A 19,075-nucleotide genomic window follows, 5' to 3' on the forward strand; every position below is an offset into this window, starting at 1 on the left:
TCCCCTTGCTGTTTTTACGGATTATGGCACTTCATGCCCCATTGAGCTTTGCAAAATTTCAAACCATTGCTCGCGGCGAAGCGGCAGCGCAAGCGCGCGCACCGCACGAATAATGCGCTCTTTTTTGCCGGAGCCGACAATCGGCATCATCCGCGCCGGATGCACAAGCAGCCATGCGTATAATACTTCGTCGATCGTTTCCGCGCCAAGTTCGTCTCTAATTTTCTCAAGCGTCGCGCGCAGGCGCACCGCTTTGTCGTCCGTCGCAGTAAATAGTTTTCCGCCGGCAAGCGGGGACCACACCATCGGTGGGATCCGCTTTTCCAAACATAAATCGACCGTACCGTCTTCCATATTTTCCAAGCGATATGCCGACACTTCTATTTGATTGGTCACGAGCGGAAAATCTAAATACGACTGCAGCATGTTAAACTGTGAACGTTTAAAGTTGGACACGCCAAAATGGCGCACTTTCCCCTCTTTTTTCAGCTTCGTGAACGCCTCAGCCACTTCTTCCGGATTCATAAACGGATCCGGACGGTGAATAAGCAGCACATCGATGTAATCGGTGCGGAAATTTTTTAGCGACTGATGGACGGATGCGATAATGTGTTCTTTGCTCGTATCATAATGCTTCAAGCCGTATTTTGACGCAAGCTTAATCCCGCATTTCGTCACAATTTCGATTTGCCTGCGCAAGCTTGGCTTTAACGCCAGCGCTTCGCCAAACAGCGACTCGCACGTATATTTTCCGTAAATATCGGCATGATCAAATGTCGTAATCCCTTGTTCGAGACAAAATTCAATAAGCGCCAATATCTGTTCTTTCGAATAGTTCCACTCCGCTAGCCTCCATAATCCGTGAATGATGCGGGAAAATGTTAAATCTTCTGCTAAACGAATTCGTTCCACTGCTCGTCCTCCTCTTCATTTTTGCACTTTATCCATTCCTCATCAATTTCCATTCTTTCTCGTTCGAGTAATCCATCCCTTTTTGCACATACTACGTAACAACGGAAAAACAGGAAAGGAATGGGAAGATGATGAAAAAACAGCTATATGTATGGCTGATGATCGTACTGTTGCTTGCGCCATCGCACGCTTTGGCAGCGAAAACAAAATATCAATGGAACCTTGCCGACATTTACGCATCGGAAGCCGATTTTGAGCGGGACTATCAAGCGGCCGCCGATGCGCTGCCAAAACTTTCCCACTATGAAGGAACGCTCCAGCGCGCCGCCAATGTCGCCAAGCTGTTTGCCCTTAATGAAAGGATAGCACGAAAGCTTGAAAAATTGTCGCTTTATGCTCACTTAAAACAAGATTTAAATATGGAAGACGAGACCGCGGCGCAGCTGAAAGCGAAAGTGGAGACGCTCGCGGCCAAATATGCAGCAAAAACGGCGTTTATCGAGCCGGAACTGCTGTCGCTTTCCGAGCAGACGCTTGCCAAGCTGCAAAAAAGCAAGCCGCTTCAGCCGTACCGCTATTATTTTCAAGAATTGCGCGAACAAAAAAAACATACGCTTTCCAAACGGGAGGAACAGCTGCTTGCCAAGCTCTCCCCCATCATGAGCGATCCGGAAAACATTTATAACCATGCCGCGCGCAGCGATTATGAGCCTCCTTCCATCCGCACGCCGGACGGGAAAACGGTTCCGCTGACGGATGAAAACTATACGAAAGCGCTTGAACACCCAGACCGCAGCTACCGCAAGCGGGCGTTTCAAACGCGTTTTCAAAGCTATGAAACGATCGAAAACACCTCTGCCGCCACGCTATACGCTTCGGTGAAAGCGGACGAATTGCACGCGAAAGCGCGAAAATATCGCTCCGGCCTCGAGGCGGCACTGTCAGCCGATGATGTGCCAAAACAAGTGTTCACGAATCTTATCTCAACCGTGAACGATCATCTGCCATCGCTGCACCGCTATGTCGAATTGCGCAAAAAAGCGCTCGGCGTCGACCGCGTCCATAGCTACGATATGTACGTTCCGCTCAGCGACGAGGCGGTCGCAAAAAAAATGAAGTTTCCGATTGAAACGGCACAGACGTTCCTTATTGAAGGGTTGAAACCGCTCGGCGACGACTACATCAAACACGTGCAGCTCGCTTTCGAACAGCGCTGGCTTGACGCATATCCGCGCCCGAAAAAATATACGGGCGGCTATAATACCGGAGCGTATGACACCCATCCGTTTATTTTGCTCAACTATGACGGGTCGCTTAACGCAATGCTGACGATCGCCCATGAAATCGGCCATGCGATGAATTCCGTTTACACAAACAAAACGCAGCCGTACCATTATTCCGGGCAATCGATTTTCACCGCAGAAGTCGCCTCCACCGCCAACGAATGGCTGATGATGGATTACTTGATGAAGCGGGCGAAAACAGACGAAGAAAAGCTGTATTTGCTCAATCAACAACTCGAGCAAATTCGCGGCACACTATACACGCAAGTGATGTATTCCGAGTTCGAACAGGCCATCCATGACAAAGTGCGGCAAGGCGGGAGCTTAACCGCTGGCGAACTGAACGCTCTTTGGCTTCGTTTATTGAAAAAATACCACGGCCCTGCTTACGCCGCCGATCCAGAAGCTGCAAGCGGATGGCTGCGCATCCCGCATTTTTATGACGCGTTTTATGTCTACAAATACGCGACATCCCTCGCCGCCTCTTTCGAACTTGTCAAGCAAATGAAAGCGGACAAAACCAAAGAAGCGACGAAACGCTATTTGCAATTTTTAAGCGCCGGCGCATCTGACGACCCGATCCGCCTTTTGCAAAAAGCGGGAGTGGACATGACATCGCCGGAGCCGCTTGAGAACCTGCTTTCTTATTTCGATTCGCTCGTTCGCGAAATGGAACAGCTGTTGAAAAAGCAAAGAAAACTGTAACTGAAAACGGAACTGGCTCCAAAAGGTCGCTTTCCGGGCCTTTTCGAGCCAGCGCTTTTTCATCCAATCAATAAACAGTATTATTTGACTTTAATCCGAAAAACATAGCTGCCGTCTCCTTGTCTCCAGTTCACGATAAGATGATAAACATATGTCCCGCTTTCACTTGGTGCATTAATTTTTTGATTCATCATTTTTACATTTATTTCTTTTTCTTCGTTAATCTTACGCTTTACCGATAAGGAAACGGGTTCTTTTTCAAAATGTATTTTTATTGGTGAAGAAGGCGCGACCTCAACCGGTTCTTGTCTGTTTCCTATTTTCAACGGAGGCGCATAAGCCCAATCGACACATTTTGTCGAGAAAAATGCTTTCCAACAGTAAGAACCTTGTATAACCGGAACTTTTTTACCCGCCGCTGATACATCCGGCACAGGAGGCTTGGGGCTGGCAGTCGCCAAAAAGTATGCCCCTAAACTGCATAAACTTGCGATCAGCAACACGGCAACACATTTTTTCATGGCTACCGCTTCTCCTTATGCCTTTTCCTTATTAGACGGCGCTTGAAAGATAAATGTTCCCGCAGTGAATCAATTAATTTCAACTAACCTTAAGTCAGTTATTCACTTACAACCAATGCCCGAAAACCACCAGAAAACAAAAAAGATCATCGCGCGTCGATGATCTTTTTTCATGTTTATAAAAAACAGTTACACTAACCTATCTTAATATTCTCCCAATTTGTCAATTTTCTCCTTCACTTTCCTTATGTTCTCCATTTTATTGTCCCAACAGGCTTGGCTTAAATCGACGGGATATTGTTCGGGATTCATTGTCCGTTTATACTCATCCCAAAACAATTTCAAATTTTCCTTAACGAAATCTTGGATTTCCTTCAACGGCGGGGAAGTGTACACCAGCTTACCGTTTTCAAAAATCGTTTCATGCAAATCTCTCGCCTCAAAATTCGTAACAAATTTGCTGATAAACGTGTAAACAGGATGAAACATTTTCAGCCGTTCTTCTTGTTGCGGATTTTCATTTTCTAGCGCAATATAATCGCCTTCCGCTTTTTGGTTGATTTTATTGACAATGCGGTACACCCGCTTCAACCCAGGGGTTGTGACTTTTTCCGGGTTTCCGCTGATTTTGATCGTATCGACCATGTTTCCGTTTTCGTCTTCGATGGCGACCATTTTATAAACGGCGCCCAACGCCGGCTGATCGTATGCCGTAATTAATTTCGTGCCGATTCCCCATACGTCGATTTTCGCGCCTTGGGATTTTAAATTAATGATCGTCTCTTCGTCTAAATCGTTGGAAGCAAAAATTTTCGCATTCGTAAATCCCGCCTCATCAAGCATTTTTCTCGCTTCTTTCGACAAATAGGCAAGATCGCCGCTGTCGATGCGGATGCCAATAAAATTAATTTGATCGCCCAGCTCTTTCGCGACACGAATCGCATTTGGCACGCCCGATTTCAACGTATCATACGTGTCGACAAGAAAGACGCAATCTTTATGGCGGCGCGCATATTTATGAAAGGCGGTGTATTCGTCTTGATACGCTTGGATCATCGCATGCGCATGCGTACCCACGACAGGAATCCCAAAAAGCTTACCCGCCCGCACGTTGGAAGTCGCATCAAAGCCACCGATATACGCGGCGCGCGCCCCCCACAACGCAGCGTCCAACTCGTGCGCTCGCCGGCTGCCGAATTCCATCGCCGGCTCATCGCCAAGAATATGTTTAATCCGGGACGCTTTCGTCGCGATTAACGTTTGAAAGTTAACAATGTTTAAAATCGCCGTTTCCACGAGCTGCGCTTCCGCTAGCGGCGCCTCAATGCGCAAAATCGGTTCGTTGCCAAAAACGATTTCCCCTTCCTTCATCGAACGCAACGTCCCTGTGAAACGCACGGTTTTCAAATACTCTAAAAAATCTTCCTGATAGCCTAACTCCGAGCGCAAATATTCAATATCACTTTCAGAAAAACGGAAATTTTGCAAATATTGAATTACTCTTTCCAATCCGGCAAATACGGCATATCCGTTTCCAAAAGGAAGTTTTCGGAAAAAGACTTCAAATACTGCTTTACGTTGATGAATGCCGTCTTCCCAATACGTCTCTACCATATTGATTTGATATAAGTCCGTATGAAGAGTAAAGCTATCATCCGCGTACTTTTCGTTCATTGTGCTACCTCCAAAACAACGATTCGATTTGACAAAAAAAGCATATCCTCCGTTTATTCTACCACTTTTATTCTATTATTCCACTACTTCTGCACCTAATGAATGTTTAAAGTGTTCGAGCGCCCATTCATGCCCAACAGGATTGAAGCTTGCGACTGCTTTTTTATGTACGACAATGCGGAACCCCTTATTATACGCATCGACCGCTGTATGAAGCACACATATGTCGGTACAGCAGCCGACTAAATGAACTTCCGCAATTCCTCGTTCTCTCAGCTTTATTTCTAAATCCGTACCGGCAAATGCGCTATATCTCGTCTTATCCATCCAATACACATTGTCTCTATGTTTGTTCGCCTGATAAACCGCTTCCAATTCTCCATACAATCTCCGGCCGTCCGTGCCTTCGATATTATGCGGTGGAAACAGCTTCGTTTCCGGATGATACGTGTCGCCAACTTTATGAAGGTCGATCGCAAATACGACATAATCGCCGTTTTCGATAAACTGTTTCGTAATTTGCACAAGTTCCGACTCAATCTGCTGGCCGGGCTTTCCGCACGTAAGCGCACCGTGATCGGCGATAAAATCGACCGTATAATCAATATTGATTAACGCTCTTTTCATCCGCATCTCCTCCTAACCATTCGATCGAGCAAAGGTAGAATCCGTTTGCTTCGCCGCTATTTGATCATTTTTGCTCGCTGCCTAATGAATACATAAAACACCTTGACAGTATCCGAAACCGCTTTTCTTGCAAATGATTACCTTAGCAACCGGCGAAGCAATATATTATTTTTAGACAGGAGCTAATCTTATCTCCTGTTTTTCATTGTTTGTACAACTATTATGATACAGGAAAAGAGTCCCTTTTTCCATGTGATTTGTTTTCGGTTAAGGTGTAAAAAGAAACGGAAAAAAGTAGTTTGATTTTGCCAAGACCTAAATTTGCTAGACCGAAAGCGCATTTTTATACAATAATCAGGACTTGATCTTTGTTTTCTGGATTCTAGTTCATCCCAATTCCTCATGAAAAAGAAACGGATTTTCTCCAGTGTGGGATGTTCTACTCATTTACTAAGCGATACTGCTTTTCAATGATCTATTTTCTCGTGTTCTTTACCACTAAAGTTAAAAAACGGTGATGTCTCGTGAGTGATCATAAATAAAAGCAGTCCCGCTTTCCGTTAAATGGAAAGCGGGGGAATTGTTATGCCCGTCTGTTTTCTGCAGCTTTAACCGCTTTTAGTTGCACGCGCAAAATTAGCGATTGGGCGATCGAGAAACAGCCGCCGACAACCCAGTAAAGCGACAAGGCGGACGGAACGGAACTTGCCCCGATAAAAATCATGATCGGCATGATATACGACATCATCGCGATTTGCGGCATTTGCTCTTCCGTCATCGACGGCGACAAGCGCAGCGAAATGAATGTCGTGAGGCTGGCCAAAATCGGCAAAATGAAGTACGGATCGCGATGGCCGAGCTGCACCCATAAAAACGAATGAAGCTTAATTTCCTGAGTGCGCAAAATCGCGTAATAAAGCGCCATAAAAATTGGCATTTGAATCAGCACCGGCAGGCAGCCGCTCGCTGGGTTGACGCCGTGCTTTTGATAGAGTTGCATCATTTCCTGCTGAAGCTTACGCTGCGTTTCGAGATCGGTACCTTTATATTTCTCCTGAAGCTTTTGCAGTTCCGGGCGAAGCTTTTGCATGGCAATCGACGTTTTAAACTGCTTTATAATAAGCGGAAGCAAGCAAACGCGAACGATCAACGTTAACACGATGATCGCAATGCCATAGTTATTACCAAAAAAATGACCAAGGATTAAAAGCAATTTCGACATCGGATAGACAAAATAATGATCCCATATCCCTTGACTATGCTCATCAATCGGCGCGTTGCGGTTGCAGCCGCTCAATAAAACAACCGTTCCCAATAATGCAAACAGCCACTTTTTCATAAGAGACCTCCTCGTGTATCGTATCATTCATATACAGAAACGCAAGAGGTCTCCTTCCTTCTTCATCAGATGGATGTGAACGTTCGCACACAGGAATTTTCCGCTTTTGCAATGCAAAAAAACGGCGGAAAGGGACGACAACACAAGCACTGCATGCACCATCTTCCTTCTGCTCCGCATGCGCAAACGCAACGTCATATAAAAAAGCTTTTGTTTTGTGGCATTCGCCGATATAGTATTTCACAACAACAAGCAGTGCGCCAACAAGCGACACATACGTCAGCAAATCAAAGGGAGCTTCCATTCTCCCACCTCTTTTCGATTCACAAAAAAGATCAAGTTCGAAAATTTATGTAACAAGAAGCAACAAAAGCAGTTTGATTTTTTCGAAACCTAAGTTCACTAATTAACACAATAATCAAGACTTGGATCCACGAAAAACGTTTCCTTACATAACATAGCAAACTGATCGAAAAAAGAAAAGAAAAAGATTTCCGAAACATGTGCACCGTTATTTTTCCGCCGACAGACGCTGCATTGGCGCCATATCCCATTTGGCAAAATCTTCTTTTTCATCCTCAACAAAAGTGCCAGTTCACGCTTGGCTGCCTTCAAAATAAAACGGCTCCGCCCCCGGCAGCACAGGATATTTCTCTTTCATCGCCTCTCCCCCTCTTTAGAAAATTTACTTCCTTTTATCTATCATTCGCCGCGATCACACTTTTCCTTTTTCCTCACCAAAACAAAGTGAGCGACCGCCACCATTCGGAAAACAGCTGTTCTTTTGTGCCGAGATAGATAAGCAAAACAAACGCCGCGTAAAACAGCGCCTTTTCTACAATATTACCTGTGCGATAGAGCGGAATTTTAAACCGCTTTGTAGTGAACGGCCAACAGAGAGGCACACCTTGAACAGAGAAAAAGTCTTCGAGAATATGAAACAAATAGCCGAGCGCAAAGCCAGCCGCAAATAGCGAAGAGGATTCCCACATCACAACAAGCGCGATCATTCCCCATACGAAAAGCGAGTGGGTCATGCCGCGATGGCCGAACGCTTCTTTTACTTTATTCGATACCCCAAACGAACGCCGCCCGACGTACGATGTCGGCTCGTCAATGTCCGGAAGCAAGCTGCCGACGACAATTCCCGCCGTATAGCTTACCGTAAACGAAAGCGATGTTTGCGCCGCTGCTGTTGCTCCCAATAGTAATGACGTAACAATATGACTATGATATCGCAATGTGACCTCCTGCATATAAAAAAATTTTTCCTTAATTATAGCACATAAAAAGAATGTTTGTTCGTTTTTTGTATATTTCTATTTTTCGTCACCGTTTGACAGATTTGTGACAATCGAGACAAATGTGACAAAGTTCACATCTCTTTATTTCCATTATGGCTATAGTAAATTACACAAATTGTTGAAGGAGTGAAACAAAATGAAACGAAAACGATCTCCATTATTGAACCGTTTCAAATATATAAAACCGATTGAACGGTACGCCAATGATCATAGTGAAATGACGTACGGCGACCGCGATTGGGAAAATGTTTACCGCCGCCGCTGGCAGCACGATAAAGTCGTTCGTTCGACCCATGGAGTTAACTGCACTGGTTCGTGCAGCTGGAACATCTTCGTCAAAGACGGCATTGTCACATGGGAAGGACAACAAATCGATTATCCGTCGACCGGACCGGATATGCCAGATTTTGAACCGCGCGGCTGCCCCCGCGGCGCAAGTTTTTCATGGTACATTTACAGCCCGCTCCGCGTTAAATATCCATACGTGCGCGGCGTCTTGATGGATATGTGGCGGGAAGCGTTAAAAGAACATAAAAATCCGCTTGACGCTTGGAAAAGCATCGTCGAAAATCCGGAAAAAGCAAAACAGTATAAACAAGCGCGCGGAAAAGGCGGATTTGTCCGCGTCAGCTGGGATGAAGCGTTAACGCTAGTCGCTACCTCCTTATTATATACCGTCATCAAATACGGCCCGGATCGCAATGTCGGCTTTTCGCCAATTCCCGCGATGTCAATGGTCAGCCATGCAGCTGGTTCGCGCTTTATGCAGCTCATAGGCGGACCGATGCTCAGCTTTTACGACTGGTATGCGGACTTACCGCCGGCATCGCCGCAAATTTGGGGCGATCAAACCGACGTTCCCGAATCGAGCGACTGGTATAACTCCGGCTACATTATTACATGGGGCTCGAACGTGCCGCTCACAAGGACACCGGACGCCCACTTTTTAGCAGAAGCCCGTTACCGTGGCGCAAAAGTTGTTTCCGTCAGTCCGGATTATGCCGAATCCACAAAATTTGCCGACGATTGGCTCAGCGTCAAACAAGGAACCGACGGCGCACTCGCGATGGCAATGGGGCATGTCATTTTAAAAGAATATTACGTCGATCAGCAAATTCCTTACTTTCAGCAATACGCGAAAACATATACCGATTTTCCGTTCGTCGTCACCTTAAAAAAAGATGGCGACAAATGGGTGGCCGGCCGCTTCTTGCAAGCAAAAGATCTCGGCCGCAACGTCACCAACGCCGAATGGAAACCGATCGTTTACGATGACAGCACAAACTCGTTTGTGATCCCAAACGGAACGATCGGCTCACGCTGGGACGGCCAAGGAAAATGGAATTTGCATATGGTCGATGAGGAAACAGAACAGCCGATTGAACCACGTCTGTCTTTTTTAGGCATCGAAAATGAGCTTATCACGATTCATATTCCTTACTTCTCCGATGAAGGAAGCAAAACGATCGAACGCGTTGTCCCGGCAAAAAAAGTGCAAACTGCAGACGGCGAAACATATGTCACAACCGTTTATGATCTCGTTCTTGCCAATTATGGCATTGACCGCGGCATTGGCGGAAACGTTGCCCGAACATATGACGACCTTGTTCCGTTTACGCCGGCGTGGCAAGAAGCGATTACAGGAGTGAAACGGGAGCTTGTCATAAAAATCGCGCGCGAGTTTGCGCAAAACGCGATCGACACGAATGGACGCTCGATGATTATTGTCGGCGCTGGCATTAACCATTGGTTTAACTCCGATACGATTTACCGCGCCGTATTAAACCTCGTCTTGTTCGTCGGCGCGCAAGGCGTCAATGGCGGCGGCTGGGCGCACTATGTCGGGCAAGAAAAACTTCGTCCGGCAGAAGGATGGCAAATAATTATGACAGCACGTGATTGGACAGCGCCGCCGAAATTGCAAAACGGTACATCGTTCTTCTACTTTGCGACCGATCAATGGCGCTATGAAGAAACGCCGGTCGATGAACTCGTATCACCGCTTGTGAAAAAAGCGCGCTATTCGCATTACGCGGATTATAACGTGCTCGCTGCTCGGCTTGGCTGGCTTCCGTCTTATCCGACGTTTAACAAAAACGGCATTGATCTTTACAAAGAAGCGATTGCCAATGGCGCAACAACTCCGGAACAAATCGGAAATTACGTGGCCGAACAGCTCAAAACGAAGCAATTGCAGTTTGCGATCGAAGACCCGGACAATGAAGTCAATTTTCCAAGAAACTTAATCGTCTGGCGCGCGAACTTAATTTCGAGCTCCGGCAAAGGCCATGAATATTTCTTAAAACACTTGCTTGGCACGACGCACGGCTTGTTAAACGATGATAAGGACAGCCTGCGGCCGCAAGAAATCAAATGGCGCGACAAGGCACCAGAAGGAAAACTCGACTTGTTAGTGAACCTTGACTTCCGCATGGCGGGAACGGCGCTTTACTCTGATGTCGTTCTTCCGGCGGCGACATGGTATGAAAAACACGATTTAAGCAGCACCGATATGCATCCATTTATTCATCCGTTCAATCCGGCGATTTCCGCACCATGGGAAGCACGTTCGGATTGGGATATCTTCAAATCGCTGGCGAAAGCCGTTTCCGACGTCGCCAAACAAATCGGCATGAAGCCGGTCAAAGAAGTCGTTGCCACTCCGCTTATGCACGATACAGCACAAGAACTGGCGCAGCCGTTCGGCAAAGTCCTCGACTGGAGCAAAGGCGAGTGCGAACCGATTCCGGGAAAAACGATGCCGAACATTCACGTCGTTGAACGCGATTATACGCTCATTTACGAGAAAATGATCGCACTTGGACCGAACGTAGCCAAACAGCCAATGGGCATAAAAGGCATCGCTTGGTCAGCTAAAGACGAATATGAAAAATTGAAAAAAACGTTAGGAACAATTAAAGGAGCGTCGGTTGCCGCTGGCTGTCCGGACATCAGCGCTGCGAAAAACGTGGCGGAAGCGATTCTCACATTATCCTCGACGACGAACGGCAAAGTGGCGGTAAAAGCGTGGGAAGCGCTTGAGAAAAAAACGGATTTATCGCTCGCTGATTTGGCAAAAGAACGCGAAGAAGAATGTTTTACGTTTGAACAAATCACAGCGCAGCCGAAAACAGTGATCACCTCGCCGGCATTCAGCGGCTCAGAAAAAGGAGGACGGCGTTATTCGCCGTTTACGACGAACGTCGAGCGGCTCATTCCTTGGCGCACATTGACAGGGCGGCAATCATTCTATCTCGACCATGAGCTTATGCACGAATTTGGCGAAGCGATGGCGACGTTTAAGCCGATGTTGCAGCACCGTCCGTTCTCGAAAAAGCGTCCAGACGCCAAAGGAAAAGAAATTATTCTAAACTATTTAACGCCACATAACAAATGGTCGATTCACAGCATGTACTTCGATGCTCTGCCAATGCTCACCCTTTTCCGCGGCGGCCCGACCGTTTGGATCAACAAAGATGACGCTGAAGAAGCAGGCATTCGCGATAACGACTGGATTGAATGTTTCAACCGAAACGGAGTCGTCGTTGCCCGCGCTGTTGTTTCCCATCGCTTGCCGCGCGGCATGGCCTTTATGCATCATGCGCAAGACCGGCACATTAACGTTCCGGGCACGAAGCTGACGAACAACCGCGGCGGCACGCACAACAGCCCGACGCGCATCCATGTAAAGCCGACGCATATGATCGGCGGATACGCGCAATTAAGCTACGGCTTCAACTATTACGGACCAACGGGAAACCAACGCGACTTGTACGTCATTATTCGCAAATTAGAGGAGGTCGATTGGCTTGAAGATTAAAGCGCAAGTCGGCATGGTGATGAACTTGGATAAATGCATCGGCTGCCATACGTGCAGCGTCACTTGCAAAAACACATGGACAAACCGTCCCGGCGCGGAATACATGTATTTCAACAACGTAGAAACGAAACCGGGAATCGGTTATCCGAAACAATGGGAAGACCAAGACAAATATAAAGGCGGCTGGGAGCTCAAAAACGGCGAGCTTCAGCTCAAATCCGGTTCGAAAGCGATGCGTCTTGTCAACTTGTTTTACAACCCATACCAGCCAACGATTGATGATTATTACGAACCGTGGAATTACGATTACGAAACATTGACAAATAGTCCCGAAAAACGCCATCAGCCGGTCGCCCGTCCGAAATCAGCGATTACCGGCGAATTCATGGAACTGTCATGGGGACCGAACTGGGAAGACGACCTTGCCGGCGCCCATATTACCGGTCTAAAAGACCCAAACGTCGTCAAAATGGAACAATCGATCCGGGCGGAGTTCGAAAACGTCTTTATGATGTATTTGCCACGCATTTGCGAGCATTGCATCAATCCGGCGTGCGTGTCAAGCTGCCCGTCGGGTGCGATGTACAAACGCGACGAGGACGGCATTGTCCTCGTCGACCAAAACGCCTGCCGCGCTTGGCGCTATTGCGTAACGAGCTGTCCGTATAAAAAAGTATATTTCAACTGGCAAACAAATAAAGCGGAAAAATGCACGCTCTGCTTCCCGCGCATTGAAGCGGGCATGCCGACGATTTGCGCGGAAACGTGCGTTGGCCGCATCCGCTATATCGGCGTCATGCTTTACGATGCCGACAAAGTGAAAGAAGCGGCAAGCGTGGAAGATGAAAAAGCGCTGTACCACGCCCAGCTTGGCATTTTCCTCGATCCGCATGATCCGGAAGTGATCGCAAAAGCAAAAGAAGAAGGCATTCCGGATGAATGGATTGAAGCGGCGCAGCGTTCGCCGATTTATAAAATGATTGTCGACTGGAAAATCGCGCTTCCGCTTCATCCAGAATACCGGACATTGCCAATGGTATGGTACATTCCGCCATTAAGCCCGATCATGAACATGTTCGAAGGAAAAGGAAGCAAAGCGAACGCGGAAGACATTTTCCCGGCGATTGATGAAATGCGCATCCCGATCGAATATTTGGCGAACTTGCTAACAGCCGGTGATGAAGCACATATCCGCATTACGTTGAAAAAAATGGCGGCGATGCGTTCTTATATGCGCGCAAAACAAACGAACAAACAGCCGAATATCCACATTATCGAAGAACTTGGGCTAAGCGAACAAGATATCGAAGAAATGTATCGCCTGCTCGCGATCGCCAAATACCATGACCGCTTCGTCATTCCTTCCTCCCACCGCGAAGAAGTCGCGGAATTATATGCGGAACAAGGAAGCTGCGGCTTGGCGTTCGCCGGCGGCCCTGGCTCCTGCGGCACGCTTTCTTAATGCGGGGTGATGAATGATGAACAGAGAACAAATGAAAACAGTATTTTTGTGTACTTCCTATTTATTATCATATCCCGATGATGCATGGGCAAATTCGTTGGACGATTGCTTAGAAGCGATCCGCACCGTGCAAAATGAGGCGATTATCGATAAAATCACCGCTTTTATCCATGAAATCCAAACCATCCCTGCCCGGCAGCGCATGGAACAATACGTCGAAACATTTGATTTCGGCAAAAAAACGAATTTGTACGTCACCTACATGAATACCGGCGAACAGCGTGAGCGGGGAATGGAACTTTTGCAGCTGAAACAGCGCTACAAAGCAGCTGGCTTTGATACGACTGAGCAAGAGCTTCCCGATTATTTGCCGCTCATGCTTGAGTTTGCCGCCTATGCGGAACAACATCATGTTGTTCCGCTCTTTGAAACATACGCGGACAATATCAGCGAAATCAGAAAACAGCTTGCTGCCAATCGAAGTCCTTACACCGCCATTTTCGACGCCATTTTTCTAGCACTTGAAGAACTCGGCGTAAAGCTAATCGCGAAAGGAAGTGTGTAACCCGTGCTCAAACAATTTCTTTGGGTAATTTTACCTTATATTTCCTTAACCATTTTTATCGGCGGGCATATTTGGCGTTACCAATACGACCAATTCGGCTGGACCTCGAAATCGAGCGAAGTATTGGAAAAAAAGCAGCTACGTCTCGGCAGCCTTCTCTTTCATTGGGGAATACTGTTTGTCTTCATAGGACATGTCATGGGAATTTTGATTCCTGAACCAGTTTACCAAACGCTTGGCATATCGGAAGAAACATATCATCTCATTGCTCTTGTCGGCGGCATTCCAGCGGGACTGCTCGCTTTCATCGGGCTTATCATCCTCATTCGCCGCCGCATAACAGTAAAACGAGTGCGGGCAACAAGCAGCCGCAGCGACTGGGTCGCTCTCTTTTTCCTTGCGGTTGTCATCCTGACCGGCCTTTCTTCTACGCTTCTTAATATCGATTCGAACGGCTTTGATTACCGCACAACAATCGGCCCATGGTTCCGCAGCGTCCTAACGTTCCGGCCAAATCCAGCTTATATGGAACAAGTTCCAATCTGGTTTCAAATTCATGTGATTGCAGCGTTTGGCATTTTTGCCGTTTGGCCGTTTACACGGCTCGTGCATGTGTTTAGCTTTCCGCTTCGCTACTTGCGCCGAAGCTATGTCGTGTACCGCAAACGCATGCCGAAGCAAGCGGAACAGCCGCATCAGATTCATTGATCAAAACATGTCTGAATCCCCCTTTCACATATATTCCATCACTCCCTCCTCTTTTTTACAGAGGCGGGAGATTGTTTGGAGCGTATGCAAAAACGGGATGCGTCCTGTTGCGAAGGAGACATCCCGTTTTTTTCTTATATTTGGCTTATTTTTTTCGTCAATGTTTCTTTTTCCTCGTCGGATAGCAGACGTTCGGCCATCGGAAATAACACGTTTTCTTCTTTCATAAAGTGTTCCGCTAAAATATGATAAGCGTCGATCACCACATTGGCGAGCGCCGCCGCACTGTCGCGGTCGACCGTTTCCGGAAGCTCCGCAGTTTTCTCTAAAAAAGAAGCAAGCCGCTGCTTCGCTTGATCATGTTCATACTCCATGACGGCAATCGGGCCAGATGTTCTTCCGATATACTGCGCCATCATCGGAAACAGCACGCCTTCTTCCCGCTCGGAGTGTGGATCAAGTTCATTGACAAATGCCTGCACACTTTCCCGCAATGCATGCAACCGTTCCTTCCAATTTTGTTCTTCCTTGTCGCCGACGATTGCTTGTGCCTGTTCAAACAGACGCTGTTTTTGTTCACGCAACGGTCCATGTTCCTGTTTCAAACGCCGCAAACCTGCGCATAGCTCCACTTCTTCCTGTCCACCCATATGACAGCAAAATGAATGCATCCTCCATCCCTCCTATTGTTTCTTTGCCATGATTGTACCTTGTTTTTCACAAACACGTTGTGAGCGATATCACACACCCACAAAAAATGATCACGCAAAAAAGTCGCCTGCGTGATCGTTCCGCATTTTTTCATCAATCATGAATGTTTAGACAGAAAAACGCTTAAGGAACCATGTCCTTAAGCGCTGTTTATGTAAAAGCGATATATAAGCTGGAAGCAAAATGTTTTATCCCTGCAATTGGCGTTCGAAATATTGCGATAATGTCACAATCATTGCCCCCATTCGCTCTAGTTCTGGGACAACAACGCGGGTAACCCCTTCCTCTTGGAGCGCTTCCGCCGTTACTTTTCCGACCGCGCACGCGATCACATCTTCATTCAACGCTTGACAGAACAATTCAATATCCTTTTGTTCTTTTACAAAAGAAAACAAAAAGCGAACTTGGATCGCCGCCGTAAAACAAACGGCATCCACTTTCCGATGAATGACTTCCTCATACAGCTTTTCGAGCACTTCCCTATCCGGAGCAACATGACGGTACGGAAGTAGTTCAGTATATGCCGCACCGTTTTCTTCAAGGAATTTCTTTAACGTCGGAGCCGTATCTCCATGCAATTGGACGACCACTTGCTTTTTGGCAAAGGAATGCTCCTTAAGCGAGCGAATCAGCCCTTTTGTTGTGCCATCGTCGCTAACAGCTATCGGAGAAATGCCTATCTTTTTTAACGCCGCAACCGTTTTGTATCCACGAGCCGCTACGTTCGCTTGTTGGATCGTTTCCATCCATTCCTCTTTGATCCCGCCTCGCTCGGAGGCCTGAAGCAACGCCTCTACTCCCACGCCGGTCGTGAAAATAAACCAGTCAGGGCGCATTGCAATCACAGCACGAATTTCATCTTCCAGTTCTCTTTCTTTAGAGAATACCGTTCCTTGCGCCGAACGCACAAGCGCAATTCCGCCCTGTTTCTCAATTAGTGTCGTCATTTCCTCCAGCTTTCTTGACGCACATAAAACGATACGCTTCCCGCGCATATTCATCCCCCTCTACCAATTGCGATTGTATGCCGTTTTGTTTGTTACACAATTCGCGGACTTGATCAATTGCGAATATTTTCATTGTAAAATACGATCTTGCCACTATGCAATATATAAAAAGCGAGCGGTCCTTCTTAAAGAAGTCCCCTCGCTTCATCACTCAATGCGTATGTACCATCTGTTCTTCCCTTATATCAAACGACCCGTAAATACGCGCCGGCTCAATGGAAATGACGTGATCTAAGCAGATATTGATAAGCCTCATTTTCCGGTTATACACAAACAACTTACGGGCATCTTTATACAATTTGACAGGCAGAAACGTAGCTTCCCCGCGATCTGTTTTAATTTTTACCGGCTGTTTTTCCTCGATCCAAACGATTAACTGCTTATACAGTTCTGACATGATAGGGAAATCCTCCTTGACACATCATTTGCTTTAATTATAAAAACAAATGACAAGAGAAGGAATGAAAAAAAATCAACAAATTATTATACTTGTTTGCGAAAATATGTCGATAAAAAAGACGCAGGAGATTATCCTGCGCCCATATATTCTAACTTAACGATACAACAAGATGCGCGCTACCGAACGGTCGGCACTTTCGCCAATGACGCGGATTTTCAATCCATAGTTTGGAATGTTTCGTCCCGCATCGACAACCCCTTTATTTTCGTAAGAGCTGCTGTCATCAAACAGCGGCAATGGTGTTGAAAAACGAAGATTTATGTCAAAAAAACACTATGAATTCACTCTTAACATCCGACACGTTTTTTGTTTACAATGTAATATATTAGCAGTAATTGTTGAATTTGCTTCTACATTGTACCGCATTACGCGAAAGAGGTGCTGCTATGCTTAGTATTTTAAAAGATTTTTTGCTTAATTTATTTTTTATTCTTATTCCGATTTTCATCGTTCCAATATGGATAGAAGAAAAGAATATTCCTAAACATATCAAGCGCCATTTGCTTACTGTTTGTTTCGCACTCGTCATCGTTTTATGCATTACCATTCCTGTCAGTTCAGATCAGGAATTCATTTTCGACTTGCGGCAAATACCGCTTTGGTTAGGAAGTTTATATAAAGGAGCAGCAACGAGCGTGTTTTTATGTTTTGTGACAATCGGCTATCGCTCTTTATTTGGGGGAACCGGTTTTCTCGTTACTGCTATTACTTCATTGTTCATTATGGTGACAAGCATTGCACTGGCAAAAAAATTTCTCACGCTGTCATCTAAACATCGCGTATTGCTCGCCGCTGCACTGTGCGCTTTTTCCGGCACTTTATCTGTCGTCCTTGCGCAAACGTTCCACCGCATTCCATCATCATCCTCTGACATTTCTCTTGCATACTTGTCCGTTCAACCGATATGTATGCTCATTACTTGTTCATTAAAAGAAATGATATATAAAAACATGGCGTTGCGGAAACGAATCATCCGTGCGGAAAAGATGGAAGCGGTAAGCCACTTGGCCGCATCCATTTCCCATGAAATACGAAATCCGCTCACCGCCGCGCGCGGCTTTATGCAACTGTTGGAGCAACACCACCTTTCTCCCGAAAAGCGGAAGCAATATGTGCGAATTGCGATTGAAGAGTTGGATAGAGCAGAAGCGATCATCACCGATTATTTAACGTTTGCGAAACCAGCGCCGGAATCGGTAGAAAAACTGAACGTCAAAACGGAAATTGAACGTGTGATCGACCTTTTGCGCCCGCTTGCCAACATGAACAGCGTAGAAGTGAAAACAACGTTAGCTCCGTTTACGATAACGGGAGAGCGCGAAAAATTCCGTCAATGTTTGCTTAATATTATGAAAAACGCTATCGAAGCAATGCCAAACGGCGGCGTGCTGCAAATTTACGTTTCTATTGAAAAACAGCACGTGCTCATTCGCATTTCCGACACGGGAATCGGCATGACGAAGGAACAAATCGAACGTCTAGGAGAACCGTACTTTACAACAAAAGGCATTAAAGGCACTGGCCTTGGGATGATGGTCGTCTATCGTATTATCGAATCGATGAATGGAACGATTCATATTGAAAGTGAAATACATAAAGGGACGGAAGTGTCGATTTATCTTCCGCTTTCATCCAATTTTCACAATTTGACAAACGAGGAAAAAAAGTTATTTATGGCACTATAAAACCTATATTCAACGTATATATAGAAATCGTTTTTTCCTCCGTAGAAGACAATGTACTTACCCACCAGCAGCCCAAAACGATCGTAGCATGCTTAGTTGAACCTTCAAGCTTTACTTGCTTCGCGTTTCGTGCGGAAAAAACGGCCAGCAGCAAACCAGTTTATAGCCTGTTAACTCTTTTGTTTGTTGTTTTGTCAAAAAATTTAAAAAAATACGAATAAAATCACCAAGATTTTCTTTCATTTATCTTCACGATATTTTTTGTTACAATACACAATAGATTCGTCGCATC

Annotated in this window: 17 protein-coding genes; 6 read left to right on the forward strand and 11 right to left on the reverse strand. The window is 46.2% G+C overall.

The genetic code is table 11. The features are described 5' to 3' along the window. Positions 1-21: 21 nt before the first annotated feature. The gene (locus BM278_RS02420; RefSeq protein WP_090947810.1) at positions 22-912 is read right to left on the reverse strand and encodes an aldo/keto reductase; all 891 of its coding nucleotides are present in this window, start codon (positions 910-912) and stop codon (positions 22-24) included. Positions 913-1,043: 131 nt separating this feature from the next. Between BM278_RS02420 and pepF the strand changes: the two genes are divergently transcribed. After that, complete coding sequence (gene pepF / locus BM278_RS02425; protein ID WP_167359568.1) at positions 1,044-2,900, forward strand: oligoendopeptidase F; 1,857 nt, start codon at positions 1,044-1,046, stop codon at positions 2,898-2,900. 80 nt (positions 2,901-2,980) lie between these two features. Here pepF and BM278_RS02430 read toward each other — a convergent pair whose 3' ends face one another. The 6 genes from BM278_RS02430 to BM278_RS02460 form a co-directional block, all read right to left on the reverse strand. Next, positions 2,981-3,361 carry a hypothetical protein gene (locus tag BM278_RS02430; protein WP_143093409.1) on the reverse strand — a complete coding sequence of 127 codons (381 nt, stop codon included), beginning with the start codon at positions 3,359-3,361 and terminating at the stop codon, positions 2,981-2,983. Positions 3,362-3,625: 264 nt separating this feature from the next. Next, positions 3,626-5,095, reverse strand: a complete 1,470-nt coding sequence (locus BM278_RS02435; RefSeq protein ID WP_090947813.1) for a nicotinate phosphoribosyltransferase — start codon at positions 5,093-5,095, stop codon at positions 3,626-3,628. 75 nt (positions 5,096-5,170) lie between these two features. After that, positions 5,171-5,722 (reverse strand): cysteine hydrolase family protein, encoded by a 552-nt coding sequence (locus BM278_RS02440; RefSeq protein WP_090947814.1) that lies wholly within the window; start codon positions 5,720-5,722, stop codon positions 5,171-5,173. A 583-nt stretch (positions 5,723-6,305) separates the two neighbouring features. Then, entirely contained in the window at positions 6,306-7,061 is a 756-nt protein-coding gene (gene yidC, locus BM278_RS02445) for a membrane protein insertase YidC (RefSeq protein WP_090947815.1), read from the reverse strand. Continuing rightward, the gene (locus BM278_RS02450) at positions 6,988-7,365 is read right to left on the reverse strand and encodes a hypothetical protein (protein ID WP_244151069.1); all 378 of its coding nucleotides are present in this window, start codon (positions 7,363-7,365) and stop codon (positions 6,988-6,990) included. Before BM278_RS02450 ends, yidC begins: the two co-directional genes overlap by 74 nt. 430 nt (positions 7,366-7,795) lie before the next feature. After that, complete coding sequence (locus BM278_RS02460; RefSeq protein ID WP_090947817.1) at positions 7,796-8,302, reverse strand: metal-dependent hydrolase; 507 nt, start codon at positions 8,300-8,302, stop codon at positions 7,796-7,798. Positions 8,303-8,501: 199 nt separating this feature from the next. On the opposite strand from BM278_RS02460, the gene BM278_RS02465 reads away from it, so the two are divergent. Genes BM278_RS02465 through narI form a run of 4 tightly spaced genes read left to right on the forward strand, consistent with a single transcriptional unit; the run spans position 8,502 to position 14,920 of the window. Continuing rightward, entirely contained in the window at positions 8,502-12,185 is a 3,684-nt protein-coding gene (locus tag BM278_RS02465) for a nitrate reductase subunit alpha (RefSeq protein WP_090947818.1), read from the forward strand. Beyond that, complete coding sequence (narH, locus tag BM278_RS02470; RefSeq protein ID WP_090947819.1) at positions 12,175-13,647, forward strand: nitrate reductase subunit beta; 1,473 nt, start codon at positions 12,175-12,177, stop codon at positions 13,645-13,647. Before BM278_RS02465 ends, narH begins: the two co-directional genes overlap by 11 nt. 16 nt (positions 13,648-13,663) lie before the next feature. Continuing rightward, positions 13,664-14,212, forward strand: a complete 549-nt coding sequence (gene narJ / locus BM278_RS02475; RefSeq protein WP_090947820.1) for a nitrate reductase molybdenum cofactor assembly chaperone — start codon at positions 13,664-13,666, stop codon at positions 14,210-14,212. A gap of 3 nt (positions 14,213-14,215) precedes the next feature. Beyond that, positions 14,216-14,920, forward strand: a complete 705-nt coding sequence (narI, locus tag BM278_RS02480) for a respiratory nitrate reductase subunit gamma (protein WP_090947821.1) — start codon at positions 14,216-14,218, stop codon at positions 14,918-14,920. Positions 14,921-15,054: 134 nt separating this feature from the next. Here narI and BM278_RS02485 read toward each other — a convergent pair whose 3' ends face one another. The 4 genes from BM278_RS02485 to BM278_RS18235 all read right to left on the reverse strand — a co-directional run bounded on the left by BM278_RS02485 (position 15,055) and on the right by BM278_RS18235 (position 17,335). Further along, positions 15,055-15,591, reverse strand: a complete 537-nt coding sequence (locus BM278_RS02485; RefSeq protein ID WP_090947822.1) for a hemerythrin domain-containing protein — start codon at positions 15,589-15,591, stop codon at positions 15,055-15,057. A gap of 228 nt (positions 15,592-15,819) precedes the next feature. Next, positions 15,820-16,626, reverse strand: a complete 807-nt coding sequence (locus BM278_RS02490; RefSeq protein ID WP_090947823.1) for a uroporphyrinogen-III synthase — start codon at positions 16,624-16,626, stop codon at positions 15,820-15,822. A gap of 163 nt (positions 16,627-16,789) precedes the next feature. After that, complete coding sequence (locus tag BM278_RS02495; protein WP_090947824.1) at positions 16,790-17,035, reverse strand: hypothetical protein; 246 nt, start codon at positions 17,033-17,035, stop codon at positions 16,790-16,792. A gap of 156 nt (positions 17,036-17,191) precedes the next feature. After that, positions 17,192-17,335, reverse strand: coding sequence for an immune inhibitor A (locus tag BM278_RS18235; protein ID WP_244151070.1), 144 nt, complete (start codon positions 17,333-17,335; stop codon positions 17,192-17,194). A 149-nt stretch (positions 17,336-17,484) separates the two neighbouring features. Between BM278_RS18235 and BM278_RS02500 the strand changes: the two genes are divergently transcribed. Next, positions 17,485-18,783 carry an ATP-binding protein gene (locus tag BM278_RS02500; RefSeq protein ID WP_090947825.1) on the forward strand — a complete coding sequence of 433 codons (1,299 nt, stop codon included), beginning with the start codon at positions 17,485-17,487 and terminating at the stop codon, positions 18,781-18,783. Positions 18,784-19,075: the final 292 nt, after the last annotated feature.

It is taken from the genome of Parageobacillus thermantarcticus (assembly GCF_900111865.1).
GTDB lineage: Bacteria > Bacillota > Bacilli > Bacillales > Anoxybacillaceae > Parageobacillus > Parageobacillus thermantarcticus.